We start from the raw sequence: 20,570 nt of genomic DNA, 5'->3' as shown, positions 1-20,570 counted from the left end.
TAGAGGCCTTGACGACACCAGCCCTGCCTGTCCTATGCCGCCAAGCTCTACTTATGGACTTTGGTTGAGCATGCATGTTGCCATTTTGAGCACGCCAAAGTTTGGCAGAGACTCTACTTATGACAACCACCAACAATCAGCCTCCATACATACAAAAAGGGCACGCCGTCAAGAATGGACGCGCGTCAGACTGACGCACAGGCATCCTATTTGTCCTTGACCGCGTGCCCTTAGGTAATGCCGACTCAAAGTGTCCGGCACTCCGGCAGACGATGCTGTAAGCACCCGCGAAGCGCACGCGCTAGACTGTTCTGTTTTGGCCGCTCGGACGCCGGGAGTCTACTGCTCTACCTACTGCCTCCGAACTACCGACATTATAAGCTCAGCAGTGGTGCTGTGTCAATATTCTTGCGGGGGGTTTTGCCGGGTTATTTCACGCCCATTTTCCTGCGTCTGACGGACACTATACATCCCCGGGTTATCCCCGCACATCCCCTCGACGTGCGCTCCGAGTCCGTCGAACGAAAGCCTGGTCAGAGCCTCAGCCTCCATCCGATTCCATCCCGTTCCATCTCGATACAGGAATGGCCGTCCTGTATCACGAATAATGGTTGAGCAGCCAAGTGCTGTGCGGTCCCAAGGAACGCCCGGCAATGCCAACCGATATGGAGGGTGAATCAGCCATGCCAAAGAGGTCCATCGAGCAGTACGACCACAAGGACAAGGAACGCGTCAACAATCCCCCGGTCGGTCTGGTGGATGACAAGAACGACCCGGACGGCGGGAAGAAGGTATATGCCTATGACCCACACATTGACCCCGCCCTCCAGTTCGACTCCCAGCGGAGCGAAGTCGAGCGAATCATTGACGACGGGTTGGCCGCCGATACCACCGACCCGGAAGAAGCAGTGGAGGCTCTGAAGACCGCACGGAAGGCGCTACTGGACCTGAAGAAGCGGCAGGAACCCTACCTCAATTGGGCAGGGAAGGCCGAGCGGACCACCTTCGAGGTGGATACCGTCTCCCTGCACGTCCACGAGCGCATTGACCCCCGGACCATCATCGAAGCCGTTCGCAAGAAGCCCGAGCCGAATGCTCAGCCGTCACTGTTCGAGACTCCCACCGAGAACCTGCCGATACGGAAGGCCATTGAGTTCTACAAACATTCCCACCAGTGGTCAAACCGCCTCATAGCCGGTGACAGCCTGCTCGTGATGAACTCCCTGCTGGAGAAGGAGGGGCTTGGCGGTCAGGTGCAGATGGTCTACATAGACCCGCCCTACGGTATCACCTACGGCAGCAACTTCCAGCCGTTCATCAACAAGCGGGAAGTAAAGGACGGCAAAGATGAGGATTTGACCCAGGAGCCGGAGATGCTGAAAGCCTTCCGCGATACCTGGGAGCTTGGGATTCACTCCTACATGACATACCTGCGAGACAGGCTCTGGCTTACAAGGGAACTCCTTTCCGAGAGCGGGAGCGTCTTCGTGCAAATATCGGATGGGAACATACACCGCGTCAGATGCATAATGGATGAGGTGTTTGGGGCTGGTTGCTTTGTCGCTCTGATTGCCTTCGCAACCACAACAGGTCAGACCTCGGGTTTCCTTGCGAATCCGACCGACTATCTCCTCTGGTACGGCAGGAACCGTGAGCAGTTGAAGTTTCGCCGGGGGTTTCAGATGAAACAGGTATTGCGCGACGGCGGAACCGGGTACAGGTTTGCGCTACTACCCGACGGAACGACAGCTACTCTCCGAGAGGAAGACCTGGACGACCCTGGGTTCGACCGTAGAGCTCGCCCGTTTATGCTCGGAGATATGACTTCTCAACGCCAGGGGAGACCATCGGGACCAGGTACCGCTATGCACTTTGCTGTCGAGCACGACGGACGGACATTCTTCCCTACAGGCAATCGGGGATGGTCAACGACCGCAGAAGGAATACCACGTCTCCAGAAAGCAGGCCGATGCCATGCATCTGAGAGCCTGTTGCTCTATGTGAGATTCTTGGACGATTTCCCTTGCGTGCCCATAACCGCAGACTGGCGAGATACTGCCAGTGGTTTCATGCGTGACAAGATGTACGTAGTTCAGACTAACTCCAAAGTCATCCAGCGGTGCATGCTGCTAGCTACCGACCCCGGTGACCTCGTGTTCGACCCCACATGTGGCTCGGGAACGACCGCATACGTTGCGGAGCAGTGGGGACGGCGGTGGATAACCTGCGATAGCTCCCGCGTGTCCATCGCCCTCGCAAAGCAGAGGCTAATGGTGCAGCCTTTCGACTACTACGAGCTTGCCCGCCCGGAGGAAGGAGTGGGGAGCGGGTTCAAGTACAAGACCGTGCCGCACATAACCCTGAAGTCTATCGCCAACAACGAGGAGATTGACCGCATCCATGAGCGTCAGCATCCGGCGATAGAAACGGCATTGAAAGAGCTTAATGCGGTCGCTGGGTTGTCGTTGGAGGAGTGGGAAGTCCCCTTCCAGATTCCTGAGGACTGGCCGGAAGGGACAAGAGAACCGTTCGAGAGATTCCGAAAGCTCAAGCGGGAGATGCAGACGAAGATGGACCAGAGCATTCAGAAGAATGCCGAGCCTGAGACCCTCTACGACCAGCCCATAATCGAGAAGTCAAAGCTCCGGGTCACAGGTCCGTTCACCCTTGAAGCGGTCCCTGCACCGGCGGTGAAGGCTCTCTCCGAGGTGGGTTCCCCCGCACCGGAAGGCGTGGAGGCGGACCAGTCGGTCGCCCGCTCCGGGGAGACGCTCCGGCAGGCGGAATGGCGTGACGAGCTTCTCAAGACAGGCATCAGGGGCAAGGGCGGGCAGACGATTCAGTTCTCCCGCGTCGAGCCGATTCCCGGCGCTCGATGGCTTCACGCGGAGGCGGAGACGAAGGAAGAGACACCTCAGAAGGTCGTTATCTCCTTCGGACCCGAACATGCCCCGCTAGAGCAGAGGCAGGTGTCCCTCGCGCTCGATGAATTCCAGAACACATGGCCGAAGCCGAAGATAGTGGTCTTCGCCGCCTTCCAGTTCGACCCGGAAGCCGCCAAGGACATAGACGAAACCAAGTGGACCGGCGTGACCCTCCTCAAGGCGCAGATGAGCACCGACCTCCTGACGGAAGACTTGAAGAAGAAACGCGCCAGCAATGAGAGCTTCTGGCTCATCGGTCAGCCGGATGTCAGACTTGAGCAAATCAAAGACGGAGAGCATGAGGGCAAGTATCAGGTGGAGGTCGCCGGTTTCGACTACTACAATACCAGGACCGGGCAGGTGGAGTCCGGCGGCACGGAGAGAATCGCGGTCTGGCTTCTCGATACGGACTATGACGGCAGGAGTCTCTTCGCCCGACAGGTCTTCTTCCCGATGGCAGGCGAGAAGGACGGATGGTCGAAGCTCGCAAAGACACTCAAGGCGGAGATAGACCCGGAGCTTATCGAGGCATACAGGGGAACGTTATCACTCCCCTTCGACCCCGGCGATTACAGGAAGGTCGCCGTGAAGATAGTGGATGACCGGGGTATCGAGAGCCTACGCATCATCGAGGTGGAGTGATGGGCAGCCGGACGATAGCACAGCTTATCATCAACTCGCCGTATGACGTACCCAGCCAGCACTACAGGCATGACCCCTCCACACGGCTCTTCTCGCTTGCGGAGGGCAGGCGTCCGGCTGGATACGTGGTCGCCACTCCGGGTTCACGCCGGTTCGATGACCCAGGAATCTTCGTGCCTCTGCCGCTGGTGGAGCAGATTCGCCCACGTGTGAAGGCATGGCGAGAGGCGGGATACTCCGGCGTCACCGGCATAACCCGCCGTCTGCTCGAACACTGGCACGACCTCCAGGCCCGGGACAGTGACTGCACGTTCTTCTTCTGCCAGTTGGACGCCATGGAAACGCTGATATGGCTCATCGAAGCCCCGGAGTCGGAGAAGGTCGGAATCGAGATTCCTTCCGACGGTGGGGAGTTCCGGCGTCTCTGCTCCAAGCTCGCCACTGGCACGGGGAAGACCGTCGTCATGGCGATGCTGATAGCATGGCAGGTCTTGAACAAGGTCACGTATCCCCAGGATACGCGGTTCTCCAGGCATGTGCTTGTTGTCGCCCCCGGACTGACAGTGAGACGCCGTCTTGAGGTACTGCAGCCGAGCGGCAGGAACAACTTCTATGGGGAGTTCGAGATTGTACCGCAGGGACTGGTAGACAAGCTCAGGCAGGGCAAGGTGCTCATCCGTAACTGGCACAAGCTCGACTGGGAGACCGAAGCGCAGGCATCGAAGAGGCGGAGCGTTGACAAGCGGGGAGTCAAGTCCCTGGAAGCGTATGCGCGGGATGTCCTCGGGGAGCTTGCCAACTGCCGAAACCTGCTGGTGATAAACGACGAGGCTCACCACGCATGGAGAATCCCGGCAGAGTCTAAGGTCAAAGGCGTCAAGAAGGACGAAATCGAGGAAGCTACCAAGTGGGTCGGCGGTCTGGACCGGATACACAAGGCACGGGGTATCCTCGCCTGCTTTGACTTCTCAGCGACTCCCTTCGCTCCCTCCGGCAAGAAGAGCGATGACCAGGCTCTCTTCGACTGGGTTGTCAGCGACTTCGGGCTTTGGGATGCTATCGAGTCGGGATTGGTGAAGACTCCCAGAATGGTTGTTCGCAGTGACGGAGAGCTTGACCCGCAGTACAAGTCCAAGCTCTACCATATCTACAAAGACTCCGAGGTGCAGGATAACCTGAACAAACCGGCGCAGGAGCACGAGACGCTTCCAAGCCTGGTGACCAATGCCTACTACCTTCTCGGCAAGGACTGGTTGGAGACGGCTGAGACGTGGAGGGAACGCGGGTTCCAGACTCCGCCTGTAATGATAACCGTAGCCAACCGGACAGAGACGGCAGCACGGATTAAGTACGCCTTTGACCACAACGCGGTTCTCATCGAGGAGCTTTGCGCTCCTGACAAGACCCTGCACATAGACTCCAAGGTACTTGCTATGGCCGAATCCCAGGAGGAGCCGGTCACGGTCACCCCGGACGATAGCGATTCCGACGAAGAACCGGAGAACGGGAAAAAGCTGACGAAGAAGGAGCTTGCGGAGAGTCTGAGGCAGTGCGTTGACACGGTAGGAAAAGTCGGCAGGCCGGGCGAGCAGATTCAGAACGTCATATCGGTCGGTATGCTTTCGGAAGGTTGGGACGCGAAGACGGTCACTCAGATAATGGGTCTCCGTGCCTTCTCAAGCCAGCTTCTCTGCGAGCAGGTGGTGGGGAGAGGTCTGCGCCGCACGTCGTATGAGGTCAACCCTGAGACCGGCAGGTTCGAGGCCGAGCACGTCAATATCTTCGGGATTCCGTTCACCTTCCTGCCGCATGAGGAAATCGGAGGTCCGCCTCCACCGCCTCCACCGCCAAAGACTCCCATCGAACCGGACACCAAGAAGCGGCAGTACGAAATCAGCTTCCCGAACATCATCCGCATTGACCACACCTTTAAGCCGGTTCTGACCCTCGATATGGATGCCGTAGCGCCATTGGCGATTGACGCCTTTACCACCATTACGCACGCGGAACTGGCCGCCGTCCTTGAGGGTAAGCCGCATATCGGCGACATGACGGAAATCGAGCTTGCCGAACTCGGCAGGAAGTTCAGAATCCAGAGAATCGCCTTTGAGACTGCGGCAAGGGTATACGACCAGGTGAACCCCACATGGACCGGCAGCAGGGAGTATCTCCTCGCGCAGGTCATACGGCTCGTGGAGAGGTTCCTTGCTTCTGATAAGGTGCGGATTACCCCTGAGTTGTTCTACCATGACCCTTTGAAGAGGCGGATACTGCTCACGCTGAACATGGGCAAGGTGGTGGAGCATGTATTCCATGACATTCGCTCCCAGAACACGGAGAGCATAGTCCCCGTCTTCGACCAGGACTACCCAATCCGCTCCACCGACGATATGCGGACCTGGTATACCGGCAAGCCGAACGAGTTCACCCTGCGGTCGCATATTAACCGCTGTGTCTATGACAGCACATGGGAAGCGAGCGAAGCCTTCCACCTTGACCACAGCCCGCAGGTTGACGCATGGGTGAAGAATGACCACCTCGGCTTCGAGGTCTACTACACCTTCGAGGGAGTGGTCCACAAGTACCGCCCGGACTTCATCATCAGGCTCGTCACCGGAGTCCACCTCGTCCTTGAGGTGAAGGGGCAGGACAGCCAGAAGGACAGGGTGAAGCGGCAGTACCTTGCGGAATGGGTGCAGGCGGTCAACCAGGACGGCCGGTTCGGAAGGTGGGCATGGGATGTGTCCCACTACCCCTCCGACGTGCCGGACCTGATTCAGAAGGCGGTGAACTTGTGAGTCCGAGCAAGGGGTTCGATGAGCAATCTGACGACACGAAGGAGTCATTCTCAGCGGGGGAAACAGACGATGGAGAGCAGTCGTCGAACGAGTCACCGGAGCGGCGGTATCCGGTCCTAAGCAAGGAAGCGAAAGTGCGTGCGTGGAAGCTGGTCAAGTCGCTCCAGAAGCGAAACCTGCTAAGGCCGAAGTCGCAGGACTAGCCGCCTCTGCATGTGGACGATATGTCCTACGGCAGAGGCGGCTTCCCGGTCATTCTGGAGTGGTCTGTGGGCATCCCTTCACTTCAACCGCTTCCTTCCCGACGTGTTCTTGTTCGTCAGCTTGTCCGCAGGCGAGTAGAGCCGGTGCTTATCTGCCACATCGGTCTGAGACAGTTCGCAGTATCGCCGCGTCATGGTCAGGTCGCTGTGACCCAGTAGCTTCTGCAGGGAGAACACGTCCCCGCCGTTCCGCAGATACCATACCGCGCAGGTGTGCCTGAAGGTGTGCGGAGAGCATCTGACCCCGGTGACGCCCGCTTCCTTGCATCGCGCCTTGATGATGTCCCGCGCACGGTGACGGTTCAACGGCTGCCCGAGAGTCGAGACGAAGACCGTCTTGGTGTCCAGTGCCCCGCGCCGTGCCATGAATTGAGTCAACGCCTGCCTCGCTGCCTGACCGAACGGCACGACCCGCTCGATGTCACCCTTGCCGACCACCAGAAGCGTCTGCTCGGTCCATGAGATGTCGTCCATCGTCAAGCCGCACAGTTCGCTGACCCGCAGTCCGCAATCTACCATGACGAGAATCATGGCCCGGTCCCTGACGCCGACGAAGTCCTTCCCGCAACTGCTGAGAATGCGCTCGACCTGTTCCTGAGTGAAGGTCTCTATGACCGTCCTGCGGCGTTTCACGCGGTCCACCCTCTGCATAGGGTTCTCGGCGATGAAACCGTCGCTCACCAGGAAGTTGAAGAATGCCTGAAGCGTGAGGTAGGCATGATTGGCTGTCGTCGCGCTTTTCTCCTCGGCCTCAGCGGTAAGGAACTCCCTGATTCTCTCGGGAGTGACGTTCTCGGGCGCGACGGGAGAATCCGCGCAGAACCGCTCGAAAGCCTGCAGCCTGTAGCGGTAATAGGAGATGGTGTTCGGCGAAAGGTTCTTCGCCCGGCAGTAGTTCATGAACCCGTTAACTGCGGCGTTCATGTCGTCGGCTAGACTGGCATGGATTCGGACAACCTGACCGTTCATTTCTGGCACCTCGATTGCGAGTATTCAGGCCGGAAATGAACCAAGTACGCTTGCGTAAATTCGCGGAACCAAGTACGCTTACAGCGTTTTCGGACAACGGCATCGGTTCAGCGAGGACCCGGATTTGTTTGACAAGGCGGAGGTTTTGTGCGTAAGATGAGGAGGTTGGTGCCGAAGAGGGGAGTTGAACCCCTACACCCTTGCGGGTACATGGTCCTGAACCATGCGCGTCTGCCATTCCGCCACTTCGGCGCGCTTGATGCCCTAGTATATCAGACGGATTGTCGCCTGTCAATCGTGTCATTCTGAGCAGAGCGAGGAATCTGCGAACGACCTTGTGCGGAGCGATGCCAATGATCCTTACCGTCACCCTGAACTCGGCCGTAGATAAGACGTACACTGTCGAGAACTTCGGGATTGACCGCGTGCACCGCCCGTCCGCCTGGCGGATCACTGCCGGCGGAAAGGGCATAAACGTCGCGCGCGTATACAATGAACTGGGCGGAGAGGCGTTCGTCACTGGCTTCGTCGGCGGTCACAACGGTGAGCAGATCATCGAAGGCCTCCTGGACGAGCGCATCGAGCACGACCTTGTGCGCATCAGGGGCGAGTCGCGGGTCTGCGTGGCGATCCTCGACCCCGTGCATAGGACGCAGACCGAACTGAACGAAGTCGGCCCTGAGGTGTCCGCCGAGGAACTCGAGCAGTTCATGGCGAAGTACGAGGCGCTCGTCCAGGGCAAGGAGTACGTGGTGATGTCCGGCAGCACCCCGCCTGGCGTCCCGGACGGCATCTACGCGGAAATGATCGCCGTCGCCGCGCAATACGGGGTCCGCGCCGTCCTCGACTCGAGCGGAGAGCCTCTCAAGAAGGGTTTCGCCGCCCACCCGTACGTCGCCAAGCCGAACGTCAACGAGCTGTCCGCCATCATCGGCCGCCAACTCGCCACCGTCGAGGAGACCGCGGAGGTCGCTCGGGGGTTGAGCGGCGGCGAAGTCGAGATAGTGATCGTGACCCTCGGGCGCGACGGGTGTCTGGCCTGCTCAGGCGGCGAGACGCTCTGGGCGCGTCCGCCTGAGATCGAATTCCTGAGCGCTGTTGGCAGCGGAGATGCTCTCGCGGCGGCCTTCGTGTTCGTTCTGTCTCAGGGCGGTTCGGTTGAGGAAGCGGTTCGCCTCGGAACCGCAGCCGGCGCCGCGAACGCGACCACGTTCGGGGCGGGATACTGCTCCCGCGAGCACGTCCTGTCTCTCGCCGAGAAGGTCGAGATAACCCGGCTCTGAGCGGCAGCGACGTTCCCCGTGCATTTTTCGAGCTTTCCTGCTATACTGGTGACAATGCTCGCGCGCTGTGGATGGTGAGTCGCTATGGGACCGATCGGGACCCAGGAGATAATCGTCATAATGCTGCTCGCCCTTCTGGTGTTCGGCCCAAGGAGGCTTCCCGAAATCGGGCGGACCATCGGGAGTACCGTCAGGGAACTGAAAAAGGCCGCGCGGGAGTTCACGTCATCCATCGAGCAGATGGAGTCCGATATCAAAGATGAAGTCGCCTCGGTCTCGGACGATGTGTCATCGGTTGACAGGGACTAGGCCTGCGTCAGGCAGAAGGAAGGTGTATCCGCTATGATTGGCTGGCAGGAAGCGTTGCCCATCGTGTTGATAGTAGTGGTTCTCTTTGGGGCCAAGAAGCTCCCTGAACTCGGCAAGTCGCTCGGACAGGGGATCAAGGAGTTCAAGAAATCTACCAAGGAGATCGTCGCAGACGATGCGGACGAGCCGGAGAAGAAAGAAGAGAACGAATCGTCCGACGCCTGAGGTTTGACAAGGTGCGGCCGAAGTGGTATACTCCAGCGATAGACCTCCGCGCAGGGGGTCGCCTTTTTGAGAGGTGAACGGCATTGGGTTTCTTCAAGATCATACTGACAGTTTTGCAGCTTCTGAGCGCGGGGTCGCTCGTTGCCCTGGTCATGCTGCAGACCACCAAGAGTGAGGGGCTTACCGGCACGATCGGTGGCAAGATGTCGTCCAGCTTCCGAGGAAAACCCGGAGTGGACGAGAAGCTCGGATTGTTCACAAGATACGCCGCCATCTCGTTCATGGTTCTCACGGCGCTGGTCTATTATCTCCACGTCAAGTTCAACCTGTAGCGTCCGGCTGCGGTTCTTAAGCTCAGGAGCCGGTCATTTCCACGCGGATGGCCGGTTTTTTGGCGATTGGGGCGCGTCGTGCGCATCGCATGGGGGGCAAAGATGGATAGACTGCGTATCGGCATGATCGGCTGCGGCACCGTGGCGTGTTACGGCCATCTTCCCGCGCTCGCCTCGCTCTCCGATGTGGTGGAACTCGTCGCGATCTCCGACCTCGATGAGGCCTGCCTCCGGGAACTTAGCCAGACCTACGGTCTCGATGCCGTCTATGCCGATTACCACGACCTCCTGGCCCGCGATGACATCGAGGCCGTCGGCATAGCTGTGCCCCTCTCCGCTCACCATCCTGTCGTGATGGATGCCGCCGCCGCCGGTAAGCACGTCTTAGCCGAGAAGCCTATCGCGCCGACCGTCGAGTTGGGAAGTGAGATGGTCGCAGCGATGGAGAAGGCAGGGAAACTCTTCGCCATCAACTTCGAGCTGCGCCATTCCGGGGCGATACCCGAGATGAAGCGTCTCCTCGATTCGGGAGCTATCGGCGAGTTGAAGGTGATTCGCTGTGTAGGCAACTGGATGGGCGGCCGATGGGCCGGTGAAGATCGGTACGAGATGCTGATCACCGAGGGGCTGGGCCCGATCGTTGACTGCGGAATCCACTACTTTGACCTCGCGCGCTGGCTCTCCAGGTCCGAGTACGCCGAGATCCACGCCAGAGGGACGTATGTCGAGGACTGGCCGAACCCTGATCACGTCATCGCAACCTGCCGTATGGAGAACGGTGTCCTGGTCCTGAACGAAAACGGTTGGGCCTACACGCACAACACCCCCTGCCACGAGGCAAACCTCCGCTACGATCTTATCGGAACGGAGGGAATGCTCAGCCAGGTGGACTGGCAGTGCTCGATCGAAGGCTGCGAGGACCGCAAGGAACTGAGCGTCTACACGAAGGGCGAGTGCCGGCGTATTCCCGTCGAGGGCAAGTCCAAGGCCTTCGATACCATGTATACCCTATTCGCTGAGAGCGTTCGCGCGGGCGAACTGCGCGGCCTGCCTTCAGGCGCCGATGGAGTCGCGGCCCTCGCGGCCGCTCTCGAGGCTCTCCGTCAGGCCAGGTAACCCCTCGAAGAGGCGCACCGCTTCAGCTCCCGAACTCATCTTCTTCTGGTTAGAATCTCCCGTCGGCGGGTATACAGGTTTAGAAACAGCCTGGCCGCGGGCGAAACGCAACGAGACCGGACCGACCTCGCACCGACCGTTTCCATCCCCGCGCGCCAAGCACTTCCAGCACCCGGCAGAGCACTCTCTTGCGAGGTAGCCTGGAGATGGTGGCAAGACACCCGTGGATACTGACTCCATGCAGGGTACGATTCTGATCGTAGGCGACGCGGCAAGCATCGGCCGCGCGGGTCTCGATCCTGATGACATTGCCAGGGTCGAGGTCGTCTCATCCTTGCCGGAAGCTATAGATAGGCACCATGCCGGTGGATGCGAGAGGGTCATAGTGGACCCGTCCGCCCTGGACGGTTCGACGTTTCAGATACTGGCTAGGGCGCCGGTAATGGCGGAGGCTCCCGGCAGGAAGCGCAGACGTGCTTCCGACAAAGTGCGCGCGGAGGCGATCAGGCACGCTGCGGAACTGGAAGCGCTTTTTTCGAGCATCACGGACGCGGCGATCTTCGTGGACACCGAGGGTGAGGTGCTGCTTGCGAACTCCGCCGCTCGCGCATATTTCGAGGCCCCGGATGGCGAGGACTTCTCGAAGTGCGTTGAGAAGTGTCGTTTCGAGACGATGTCGGGCCGGCCGATGTCCAGGCGGGAGGAAGCGACTTCTCGAGCGCTCGCCGGGGAAACGCTGCGCGACGTGAGGTACAGGCTGATCAGCCCGTCCGGGCTCGAAAGAGCGATAAGCGTCAGCGCGTCGGCGGTCAGCGACTCGCGGGGTCGCGTGGTTGGCGCGGCGACGATATTCCGCGACATCAGCGAGCGGTTCGAGATTGAGCGTAGGCGCGATGAGCTCTATCAACGCGAGCACCGAATAGCGCAGATACTGCAGCAGGCGCTGATACCTCCAAAGGTACCCGAGCGCATCGGTGACTACGCGTTTGCGGTTCAGTACAAGTCCGCCCTGGAGGAGGCGTCCGTCGGCGGCGATTTCTACGACATATACTCGCTCGCCCATGGGCGAATCGCGGTGTTGATAGGCGACGTTGCGGGCAAGGGACTCGAGGCCGCGATACGGGTCGCGGCGGCCCGATACTCCATCCGGAGCTACGTCTACCTCGATCCCCGTCCCGGGCGTGTGATGACGCTGGCGAACAGGGCGCTCTGCAGGGACAGGCTTGAGCAGTCCGGGATGCTGACCGCCTTCTTCGCGGTTATAGACAGCCGCATCGGTGCCGTGTCGTACTCGAACGCGGGCCACGAGCGGCCGCTGTTGATCACCGCCGACGGTGATTGGCGGTCGATCAGGCTTCCCGGGCTTCCGCTGGGCATATCGGAGAGCATCGAGTACCCCGAGGACAGCCTTCGCCTCAACCCGGGCGACAGGATCGTTCTGGTGACGGATGGGATCACGGAAGCAAGATGCCGGGGATCGCGAATGTTCGGGGTGGAGGGGCTGCTCGAGTGTGTCAGCCGGAAACTCGAATCAAGCATACAGGAACTCGCTGCCGCGATAATGGACTCGGCGCGGGAGCATGCCGACGGGAGGCTGCAGGACGATTCGGCGGTTGTCGTCGTCGAGCAGTGCTCTGGTGAGTTGCAGAAGACCAGTAAGTGAGTGGAGGAACTTAGTCGGTGAAGCGTGTAGGGGAACGTGTGAGAGGGATGACGCGAGAAGCATCGGGCAGTCTGCCCTTGGCTGCCGATGCATTGAGGCGTGCGTTTCAGGGGCAGGAATGGCCGGCGTGGATAGCATATGCAGCATCGCTTGTGATACCGGCTGGTCTCACTGCCGCGCTTCTCCTGATCAACCGGTTCTTGCCCCTAGCGCATTTTCCGGTCTTCTACTTCCTGACTACCACGGCCGTCGCGTACTGGTTCGGTCTGGGTCCGGCCTTGCTCGCCTTTGCAGCTTCATTTGTACTTTTCAGCGGGCTCTTCGCGGAAATGCGCGTCGAATGGTGGCCGATCGCTTCAACCGAGGAAGGCTGGGCGAGTCTGGTGGCGCTCCTTCTGGGAAGCGGGGCAGGTGTTGCCGGTGCGCTGATGGTTCGCCGTTCGCGCAGGAAGGCGCACAGGTTGGCGCTGAGGGTCATGGAGTCGGACGAGCGGATCAGGAACATATTCGAGAGCATCACGGATGCCTTCTTTGCCGTTGATACCGAGTGGCGGTTGACTTACGTAAATGCCGAGGCCGGACTGGCGCTAGGTCGAGAGCCCGATGATCTGATCGGGCGCAGCTTCTGGGAAGAGTTCCCGGAGGTCTCGGGCACCCCGATACGAGCAAATCTTATGGCTGCCATGGAAGGGCACGTCAGGGCTTCATTCGAGGAATACTATCCTCCGTTCGCGAAATGGTTCGAGATTCATGCATACCCGTCCGCCGAGGGTCTCTCTGTCTACTTCCGTGACGTGACTGAGCGCAAGGCGGCCGCCGACGCACTGCACGAGGTCGAGAATCAGCGGGTGGATTTCTACCGGCGGACGCTACTCGCGGCGACCGGCGGGAAGCTCCTCACGATGGATCGGAGCGACATCGAGACTCTCGCCGGCTACCCGGAGGAGTGCTGGGCGATCACGACGGCGGCCGATCTCGGGCGGATAAGGCGCGAGGTATCGGACTCATGCGAGGCGGCCGGGCTGGATGAAGAGAGACTGTCGCGTTTCTCGATATGCCTGGGCGAGGCGCTGACTAACGCGCTGAAGCACGCGGGTGGAGGCACGGCGACTCTGCACCGGGTTGCGGGCCGGGTGATAGTCCTCGTGTCCGACGAGGGGCCTGGCATCGGCGAACTGAACCTGCCTGAGGTCGCGTTGGCCCCCGGGTACTCTACGGCGGGTACTCTTGGTATGGGCTACAAGGTGATGATCTCTTTCGCCGACAGGGTCTATCTCTATACCGGCCCCGACGGGACGGTGGTGGGGCTTGAGATGGAGCTTGTGCCGGCGGGCGACCATCCCGGACTACCCAGCAACAGTTGCGGCGCCGTGTGGTGATCCCGGCACTCTCCGTCCGAGTCCGATCAACAGAATAACCGTTGGCGCAGAGAGGGCGACGAGGTATCAGCATGGATGTTCAGTCAGTACCGGGCACCCCGGCGGCGGTCAAGGTCTGCGGCGAAGTGGACCTCAGCAACGTCGGCAGGATGATCGAGGCGCTCGACGTTGCGGTCTCCCAATCGCCTACAGGCGTGCTCGTGGACCTGTGCGACGTCACTTACATTGACAGCGCCGGCATACAGGCGGTCATATCGGCCTATCAGCGCCTGCGGACTCAGGACGGCGTACTGGCGCTCTGCCTTTCGAACCCGGATGTTCAAGCGATCTTCCGCCTGATTCACCCCGAACTGCTGCCCGGTTTCGTAGTGACCAACGATCTCGATGCGGCGCGGCAGGCGCTTGCAGTGAACGATCGCCCCGCAGGTCAATGATCTCCCAGCACCGTTAGAGTCCCGTCCGCCGTGATGCACGCGAGCTTGTCGCGCGCCCCGGATATCACGGACAAGGCCTTCACTCCGCTGCTCGCGCGCCACTCGGCAGTCACGCGGCCCTCCCTGTCCAGCACGACAATCCTGCCGTCCTCCCCACCAACGCATATCTCATCTCTGCCGTCACCGTCCATATCAGCCGCTACGAGTGCTCTCACCGGCTCTTCGATATCCCTTCGCCAGACGCGCCTGCCGTCGCCGGAAACCGCGCAGACGCTGAAGCTGAGCGACCCGGCGACGATCTCCGGTAGCCCGTCGCCGTCTAGGTCGCAGAGAGCGATTCCCGTTATCTCGTCTCCGGTGTTGAAACGCCATTTCGAAGTGCCGTCCGCATCGACGGCGTGGATGTTGCCGTCCGCACCTCCGAAGAGAACCGTCGGCGCCGCATCCTTCATGATCCTGCCGGCGACCACGCAGGTCGCGCGCGGGCCGGTCGGGGTTCGGTACTGCCAGAGCCGCTCACCCGTCGGGCTCACGCCGTGCCACCAGTAGTATTCCGTCCCCGCGATGTACTCCTCCCTGCCGTCCCCGTCGAGGTCCGTTGGTGTGCCGGCGGTCGACGCATGGACGCTCTCGTACTTCCAGAGCTGCGCCCCCTTCGAGTCAAATGCGTAATGGTGCCAGTTCTCCGAACCTGCGATCAGGGCCCGGTTGCCGTCGCCCCAGAGATCCGCAGATGAGAAGTAAACGACCTTCGCGTCGCGTTTGTAGTACGGCAGTTCCTGCTTCCAGAGCTGATTGCCGTTCTCGTCGAGCAGGTAGACTGTCGAGCCGGCGGTTCCCACAGCGATCCTCTTCGGTTCATCTTTCGCCAGTTTGCTGATCCAGAGGGCCTTGATCTCGCTGTCCGCGTCGAACGTCCAACCCGCTGTCCCATCGGCGGAGACGGCATACACCCTGCCTGTGTCACTCCCGACACAGACGCCGTCCGTGTCCGACGCGAGACAGACGAGCTTCTCGGTACCGACCGCCGCACGGAATCCGCCGCTCCTCATGAGCTTCTTGACGTTGTCCGTCGCGGTCGCGGCCGACGGCCGTTCCGCCGGCTTCGGCCTCGGGAACTTGATGGCGAACGCCGCTGGGAGAGCTGCGCCCTCGATCACGCTCCTGCCTGCGGGGATGAACACGCTGGTCAGACCGCCGTCGGTCTTGCCCTTCATGTGCTTGCCGCCGAGGCGAAGTCCGTCTTTTCCCGCAGCGATCCTGGTCGTTGCCGGCTCGTCCGTGGAGACGGTAACGCGTCCACCCGGCTCTAGTTCCACCGAGACCGGGTTGTCGGTACTGAACACAGTCCGATTGCTGAGAGCGAGCATCGTGGCTTGCCCGACTGCAATGCAGCCACCGTTCAGCCAGTACATGGCGCCGTCGGTGGAGATGCCTGGCGCGATCTCCTTACTCCCCGACCCTATGCCGACGAGAGAGCGGTCTCTCCCGCTGCCAAGCAGTATCGAAGTGTCGCTGACCCGCTCCGCTTCTACCGGCGGTGCACCCTCTTTCTGCGTCGAGACGACGTTCATGAAGCAGATGCTCTCGGCGGCGTCCATTCGCTTGGTCTTGATCTGCTGCAGGACCCGGATGATCGGTTCGGCCTGTTTGTAGGCAGACCAGTTCTTGCCGATGACGGGGTCGTCCCATGTTCGAAGGCGCGAACCGTCCAGGTTGTGGATCGTCATGGCGGGACCGTTCTGCTTCACGGTGAGGCTGCTGCCGTCCATCTCCGGCTGGCCCAGCGCCTGCCAGAAGCAGCGCACACTGAACTCGTCGGCAACCTTCGCCTCGATCTTGTCCATGAAGACGAACGTGTCACCCTTGTCCCAGAGGATGTTCCGGCTCCAGTCCGCGCCGGAACACCCGGGCGTCGTGGTGCGTGTGAACGCGACTCGACCGAGGTCGGCGACGATCTCGCGCTCGGAGAACGTCGGCAATGGGAACGACTGCCCGTCGCGGTAGACGGTGATCATGTTGTGGTACTTCGGCTGTGACTTGATGTAGTCGCAGTCGGCGAGCCAGATGCGCCCCTTGTCGCTGAACCTCAGCACGGAGTTGCCGTCGCTGTGTCCGTGCCCGCAGCCGCTGATCCCGTCGAGGAGCAGGTATGGCTTCTCCACGTCGAAAGAGGTACGGAATGAGATCTTCTCGAAGGTGTGTTTCTGTGGGACGGTCCCGCTTCCGTTGTGATGCGCGTAGAACATCGGATCGGTGGGAAGCCACTTGACTCCAAGCAGGTCTCGAGGCTCGGACGGCTCGACGGAGTTCTGGTAAGCGCTCATGCCCGCGTTCGGCCTCACCTCGTTACCCTTCAGATAGGCCCACATGTACCGCCCGTCGCGCTCCATAGCGGCGAGCGAACGCCAAAGGTACATCTCTATGTTTCCTCCATGGAACGATCCGACGTCGCCGAAGCTGACCTGGTATCCCAGGTTGTCCATCGTCATGATCGCAAGGTCCGCGCCGATCCGCGCATTGCCGGAGGTGATATAGGATGGGTCCGGGCGTGCCAGGGCATAGGTCATCATGTGGTTCAGCGTTATCCACTGGTAGCTGTTCGAGTCCTCCTGGGGCTTGAACGACCTGGCCTGCGACTGGAAGCACCCGTCGGCCAGGGCGGTCCAGTGTGACGCCTGCGGGAGATCGTAATACTTTGCGAAGTAGTCTGCCGCGAACATGAAGCCAAGGCTTGTGAACGTTGTATGGTTGTTCCGCAGTCCGGGCGTGAGAACGGGAGTGATGCTCCAGTAGCTCTCCCAGTACCGGATGTACTCGAGGATAATGTTGACAATCCTCAGACGATCATCGTCGCTGAGTGCCGGCGATTCCTCCACGCTGTCCCACGTTGCGATGAAGTCAGCAAATCTGAAGTCCGCGTCCATGCCCCAGGGACCGCCGTACGTGCCGAGGTTCTGCTTGTAGAGGTCGTGAGCGAGAAAAACCATCTCGCGAAACAGCCTGGCATACCCGTCGCGTCCCGTGCGGAGATACCATGCTCCCGCATTTGTGATGTAAGGCATGACACCTGTATGAGCCCCTGCGCGGAACGCCTTGTCGGCGGCCTTGATCTGCTCTGCGATCTCCGCGTCCGTCGGCTCGGTCACCAGGTCCTTGAACCGCGCCGCCAACTCGGCGCCCAAGACGATTCTCAGCGCGCAGGAATACCCCATTGTTGAGCCCCTCGGCATCGAGGCGCCGAACGCCTCGACCGCACGCGACACGCCGTCGAGATCGCTCCCGCCGAGAAGGATGACGTTTGCCCCGTTGCCCCACGGGTCGTTGATCGTGCGGACAGTATATCCGCCCTTGCCGGGGTAGAGTGCGTCCTCGCAGATGAGCTTACGTGCGTAGAGCAGCGACGCGAGATTGCTCGTCTCCATATTGCCGAGCAGGACAATGCTTTTCGAAGGCGTCGCCTCGAGTACGCCGTACTTGCTGGCGACTTCCGAGTCCGTGCGGACCGCAAGCTCGGCTCCCGTCGCAGACTTCACCGCGTCCTGGACCTGTTTCCCAAGTTCCCGATATTCCGATACATCCGGCACGACGATCTCCGCCCTCGCGACGCCGTTCTCCACGATCAGCGTGTCGGGCACTTGCGTCTTCAATGTCGTTATGGTGGTGATCGGGTCTTGTTTCATGTCGCTCCCCGCGGCTCCGGCGGCTGTATTCGCAAGCATCAGCCCGAGTATCAGGGTAAGAATCCTCATGTGTTCCTCCGTAGGACGGCGTGCGTCCGCAGATCAGCCAGACAGGATCTGGGAGAAGCCCTGGGCGGCGGCGTGGGCTCGCTGGTCTACAGACATGCGGATCGAGTCGTAGATCGAGAGCGACTTCTCCCAGTACTCCTGCCGAATGCGTTCGCGGTCCGGCTCGGGGCCGGCCATCTCGCGGAACCTGCGGGCGAACCAGAGCAGGTCCTCTCGATAGGTTTCCGGGTCGGGGAACAGCGGGAGCGCGCACTTCGACATATCCGCCGCCTCCAGGTGCTCGATCATCAGGTCGTACTTCTCGACGAGCCCATCCTTCGACCACTTGCGCCTGGGATAATGCCCCCAGCCCTGCACGACCTCGAACGCCTCGAACAGCTCACCCATCTCCGCATGTTCCTTGCCGAAGACCTTGGCGCAGAACTCCCTGGAGACGACGTCCGGATCGGCATCGGGGTCGGCGAAGAACCGACCCGCGGCGTAGAGGCTCATCAGGTTGAGCTTCGGCGTCATGGTGTACGACATCCCGCCGGAGTAACCACATGCACGTTCCTCTCGACGCCTCGATGCCATTCTCGGAAGCCGCCAGTGCGGGTAGTTGATCAACTCACCTTCCGCCGCCGAGTAGTCCCACGTCGTGATCGGTCTGATCCTCGCCACCTCGCGGGCATACGGACGTGCGTCGCCTCCGTAGGTCGCATCACCGTCGGGGCTGAATCCGAGGTTGATCGCCACCATCGTGTCCTTCGGGAACTCGGGGAGGCGCTTGATCAGATACTCCATGGCCGCCTCTGCGCGCGGAGGCTTCCCGTTCCAGATGGCGGCCGGCGTTTCGGGAGTCGCATTCTTCGCCTCGACCAGCATATCCCAGGTGCCGTCCCAGTCCGGGACGCTCCACAGGTCCGTACCCCAGCCGGAGAACGGGGTGCCCCATGTGCCGATCTCTATGCGGGCGCGAGGGTTCACTTCGCTGACGATCTCCGTCAGGTCGAGGCAGAGGTCGATGAAGGTCTCGTGCGTGCAACCGAACCGGTTACAGCCACCCGGGTCGCCGGGGAAGATGCCGATGATGTCCGTGCCGGCAAGCTCGGTCATCCAGTGCCGCCAGATTTCGAGGATCAGCTTCCTCTCCTCAGGCACGTTGGGACAGGCGAAGAACCAGTCCGGGCCGATGGTGTTCGGCGGGTTGATGATCTTGGTCTTCATGCCGAGGTCGTGCGCGATCTCGTTCACCCGGCGCATGGTGGAGGCGAACTCGGCGTAGATGCCGCCGCCGTCGAGTGCGCGACGGTCGTAGAGCGTCGGGACGAGCCAGTACTCGAAGCAGTTGAAGCCGTACGCATGGAGCATCTTGAGGAAGCGCGCCCAGTCGTCCATCGACCAGCGGTTCGGCGCGCCGGGATAGTACATGTTCGGGTTCCAGTGATTCTGCAGATGCTCCGCGAAGTTCACATAGCACGAGCGATGGCTGAAGTGTGCCATTCTACTTTGCCGCCTTCTCGCAGTACTCCCTGAGCAATCCCAGCCAGAGCCTGTACTCATCCAGCGGGACCTCCGGGGGCGTTTGGTGATCGACCGAAACGATCAACCCTCCCTGCTTCATGGCAGGCATCAGGCGCTCGAACTCCTGGCGGTTGCGCTCCTCGCCCAGGTGCATGACAGTCTTGTCATACGCCCCGAGCATCCGAAGCCGGGGATGATCGCATCTGAGCTGATTGACATCGACGCCTGCCATCCGCTCGAGCGGCAGGAACCCCTGGATGCCGACCTCCTCGTACCAGCTCACCGGCTTGGTCACGTCGCCGTCGGTATCGAGGAAGACGGTGATCCCGCGCTCCTGGAGTGAGTACGTGATCCGGCGATAGAAGGGTGCGAGGAACTCGTCGAACTGAGCTCGGGAGAGCATCGGGCCGTGGTTGTAGGACATATCTTCCGCGAAGGTCATGAACACGGGCGCGCATATCTCGCAGAACCGCTCCATGGTCCGAAGGTGGAAGGCCAGCAGATCCTCGTTGATCTCATGCATCAACTCCGGCTGGTCGTAGAAGGCGTAGAGATGCGGCTCGATCCCCAGGAGCACGCGCGGCCACCAGAAGAAGCCGTCGATCGAGACCCAGATCACGATGTCGTCCGCTTCCTGCCTCTCGGCCCACGACTTGATCCGTTCAGGGTCGAACGGCGGGTCAGGGTAGAGGTGCTGCTTGGTGGCGCGGTATTCGTCGGCGTTGTTGACGATCGGCAGGCCGTGTCCGGGTGCGCGCGGGCATTCCGGCTTCATCGGCGAGAACCAGAACTGGGCATGGCGGTCCATCCCGAAGTACTCGCGGATCATGTAGCCGTCGGTGATGTCCCTGGGGAGGCCCTCCTCATACCAGCGGGCGATGGTCTTGTCCCACCACGGTGCCCACTCCATGACCGGCAGCCGGTCGACCGGCTCGAAGTTCAGCACCCGTCGGAATCGTTCGCGATTGGTCATCGTGT

Annotated in this window: 15 protein-coding genes and 1 tRNA gene; 11 read left to right on the top strand and 5 right to left on the bottom strand. The window is 60.8% G+C overall.

The window, feature by feature from the left end; translation table 11 throughout:
* The first annotated feature begins 683 nt into the window (after nucleotides 1-683).
* The 3 genes from KBC96_05505 to KBC96_05495 are packed head-to-tail and all read left to right on the top strand — an operon-like array spanning nucleotide 684 to nucleotide 6,567.
* Entirely contained in the window at nucleotides 684-3,566 is a 2,883-nt protein-coding gene (locus tag KBC96_05505) for a site-specific DNA-methyltransferase (protein MBP6963846.1), read from the top strand.
* A complete protein-coding gene (locus tag KBC96_05500) occupies nucleotides 3,566-6,364 on the top strand; it encodes a DEAD/DEAH box helicase family protein (GenBank protein MBP6963845.1) in 2,799 nt (932 codons plus the stop codon). Before KBC96_05505 ends, KBC96_05500 begins: the two co-directional genes overlap by 1 nt.
* Complete coding sequence (locus tag KBC96_05495) at nucleotides 6,361-6,567, top strand: hypothetical protein (protein MBP6963844.1); 207 nt, start codon at nucleotides 6,361-6,363, stop codon at nucleotides 6,565-6,567. Before KBC96_05500 ends, KBC96_05495 begins: the two co-directional genes overlap by 4 nt.
* Before the next feature lie 78 nt (nucleotides 6,568-6,645).
* On the opposite strand, the gene KBC96_05490 is transcribed toward KBC96_05495, so the two are convergent.
* Both KBC96_05490 and KBC96_05485 read right to left on the bottom strand, forming a co-directional pair.
* Nucleotides 6,646-7,596: a tyrosine-type recombinase/integrase gene (locus tag KBC96_05490; protein ID MBP6963843.1), complete on the bottom strand. Its 951-nt coding sequence runs from the start codon at nucleotides 7,594-7,596 to the stop codon at nucleotides 6,646-6,648.
* A 166-nt stretch (nucleotides 7,597-7,762) separates the two neighbouring features.
* Nucleotides 7,763-7,848: transfer RNA gene (locus KBC96_05485), tRNA-Leu, on the bottom strand.
* 101 nt (nucleotides 7,849-7,949) lie between these two features.
* Here KBC96_05485 and pfkB point away from each other — a divergent pair.
* The 8 genes from pfkB (at nucleotide 7,950) to KBC96_05445 (ending at nucleotide 14,337) form a co-directional block, all read left to right on the top strand.
* A complete protein-coding gene (pfkB, locus tag KBC96_05480) occupies nucleotides 7,950-8,879 on the top strand; it encodes a 1-phosphofructokinase (GenBank protein ID MBP6963842.1) in 930 nt (309 codons plus the stop codon).
* Nucleotides 8,880-8,963: 84 nt separating this feature from the next.
* Nucleotides 8,964-9,188 (top strand): twin-arginine translocase TatA/TatE family subunit, encoded by a 225-nt coding sequence (locus tag KBC96_05475; protein MBP6963841.1) that lies wholly within the window; start codon nucleotides 8,964-8,966, stop codon nucleotides 9,186-9,188.
* A gap of 33 nt (nucleotides 9,189-9,221) precedes the next feature.
* On the top strand, nucleotides 9,222-9,413 hold the full coding sequence (gene tatA / locus KBC96_05470; protein MBP6963840.1) for a twin-arginine translocase TatA/TatE family subunit: 192 nt from the start codon (nucleotides 9,222-9,224) through the stop codon (nucleotides 9,411-9,413).
* An 83-nt stretch (nucleotides 9,414-9,496) separates the two neighbouring features.
* On the top strand, nucleotides 9,497-9,745 hold the full coding sequence (gene secG / locus KBC96_05465; GenBank protein ID MBP6963839.1) for a preprotein translocase subunit SecG: 249 nt from the start codon (nucleotides 9,497-9,499) through the stop codon (nucleotides 9,743-9,745).
* Between the two features lie 102 nt (nucleotides 9,746-9,847).
* On the top strand, nucleotides 9,848-10,861 hold the full coding sequence (locus KBC96_05460) for a Gfo/Idh/MocA family oxidoreductase (GenBank protein ID MBP6963838.1): 1,014 nt from the start codon (nucleotides 9,848-9,850) through the stop codon (nucleotides 10,859-10,861).
* Between the two features lie 238 nt (nucleotides 10,862-11,099).
* Nucleotides 11,100-12,524: a SpoIIE family protein phosphatase gene (locus tag KBC96_05455; protein ID MBP6963837.1), complete on the top strand. Its 1,425-nt coding sequence runs from the start codon at nucleotides 11,100-11,102 to the stop codon at nucleotides 12,522-12,524.
* Nucleotides 12,525-12,571: 47 nt separating this feature from the next.
* Nucleotides 12,572-13,903, top strand: a complete 1,332-nt coding sequence (locus KBC96_05450) for a PAS domain-containing protein (GenBank protein ID MBP6963836.1) — start codon at nucleotides 12,572-12,574, stop codon at nucleotides 13,901-13,903.
* Between the two features lie 71 nt (nucleotides 13,904-13,974).
* Nucleotides 13,975-14,337, top strand: a complete 363-nt coding sequence (locus KBC96_05445; protein ID MBP6963835.1) for an STAS domain-containing protein — start codon at nucleotides 13,975-13,977, stop codon at nucleotides 14,335-14,337.
* Here KBC96_05445 and KBC96_05440 read toward each other — a convergent pair.
* The 3 genes from KBC96_05440 to KBC96_05430 are packed head-to-tail and all read right to left on the bottom strand — an operon-like array spanning nucleotide 14,331 to nucleotide 20,565.
* Complete coding sequence (locus KBC96_05440; protein MBP6963834.1) at nucleotides 14,331-18,089, bottom strand: PQQ-binding-like beta-propeller repeat protein; 3,759 nt, start codon at nucleotides 18,087-18,089, stop codon at nucleotides 14,331-14,333. The genes KBC96_05445 and KBC96_05440 overlap by 7 nt on opposite strands.
* Nucleotides 18,090-18,122: 33 nt before the next feature.
* A complete protein-coding gene (locus KBC96_05435; protein ID MBP6963833.1) occupies nucleotides 18,123-19,571 on the bottom strand; it encodes a hypothetical protein in 1,449 nt (482 codons plus the stop codon).
* Nucleotide 19,572: 1 nt separating this feature from the next.
* Nucleotides 19,573-20,565 (bottom strand): hypothetical protein, encoded by a 993-nt coding sequence (locus tag KBC96_05430; GenBank protein ID MBP6963832.1) that lies wholly within the window; start codon nucleotides 20,563-20,565, stop codon nucleotides 19,573-19,575.
* Nucleotides 20,566-20,570 lie beyond the last annotated feature (5 nt).

The sequence above is a fragment of the Armatimonadota bacterium genome (assembly GCA_017993055.1).
Lineage (GTDB): Bacteria > Armatimonadota > UBA5829 > DTJY01 > DTJY01 > JAGONM01.
The sequence above is the reverse complement of the archived record's forward strand: the minus strand, read 5'-3'. Positions and strand labels throughout refer to the sequence as shown.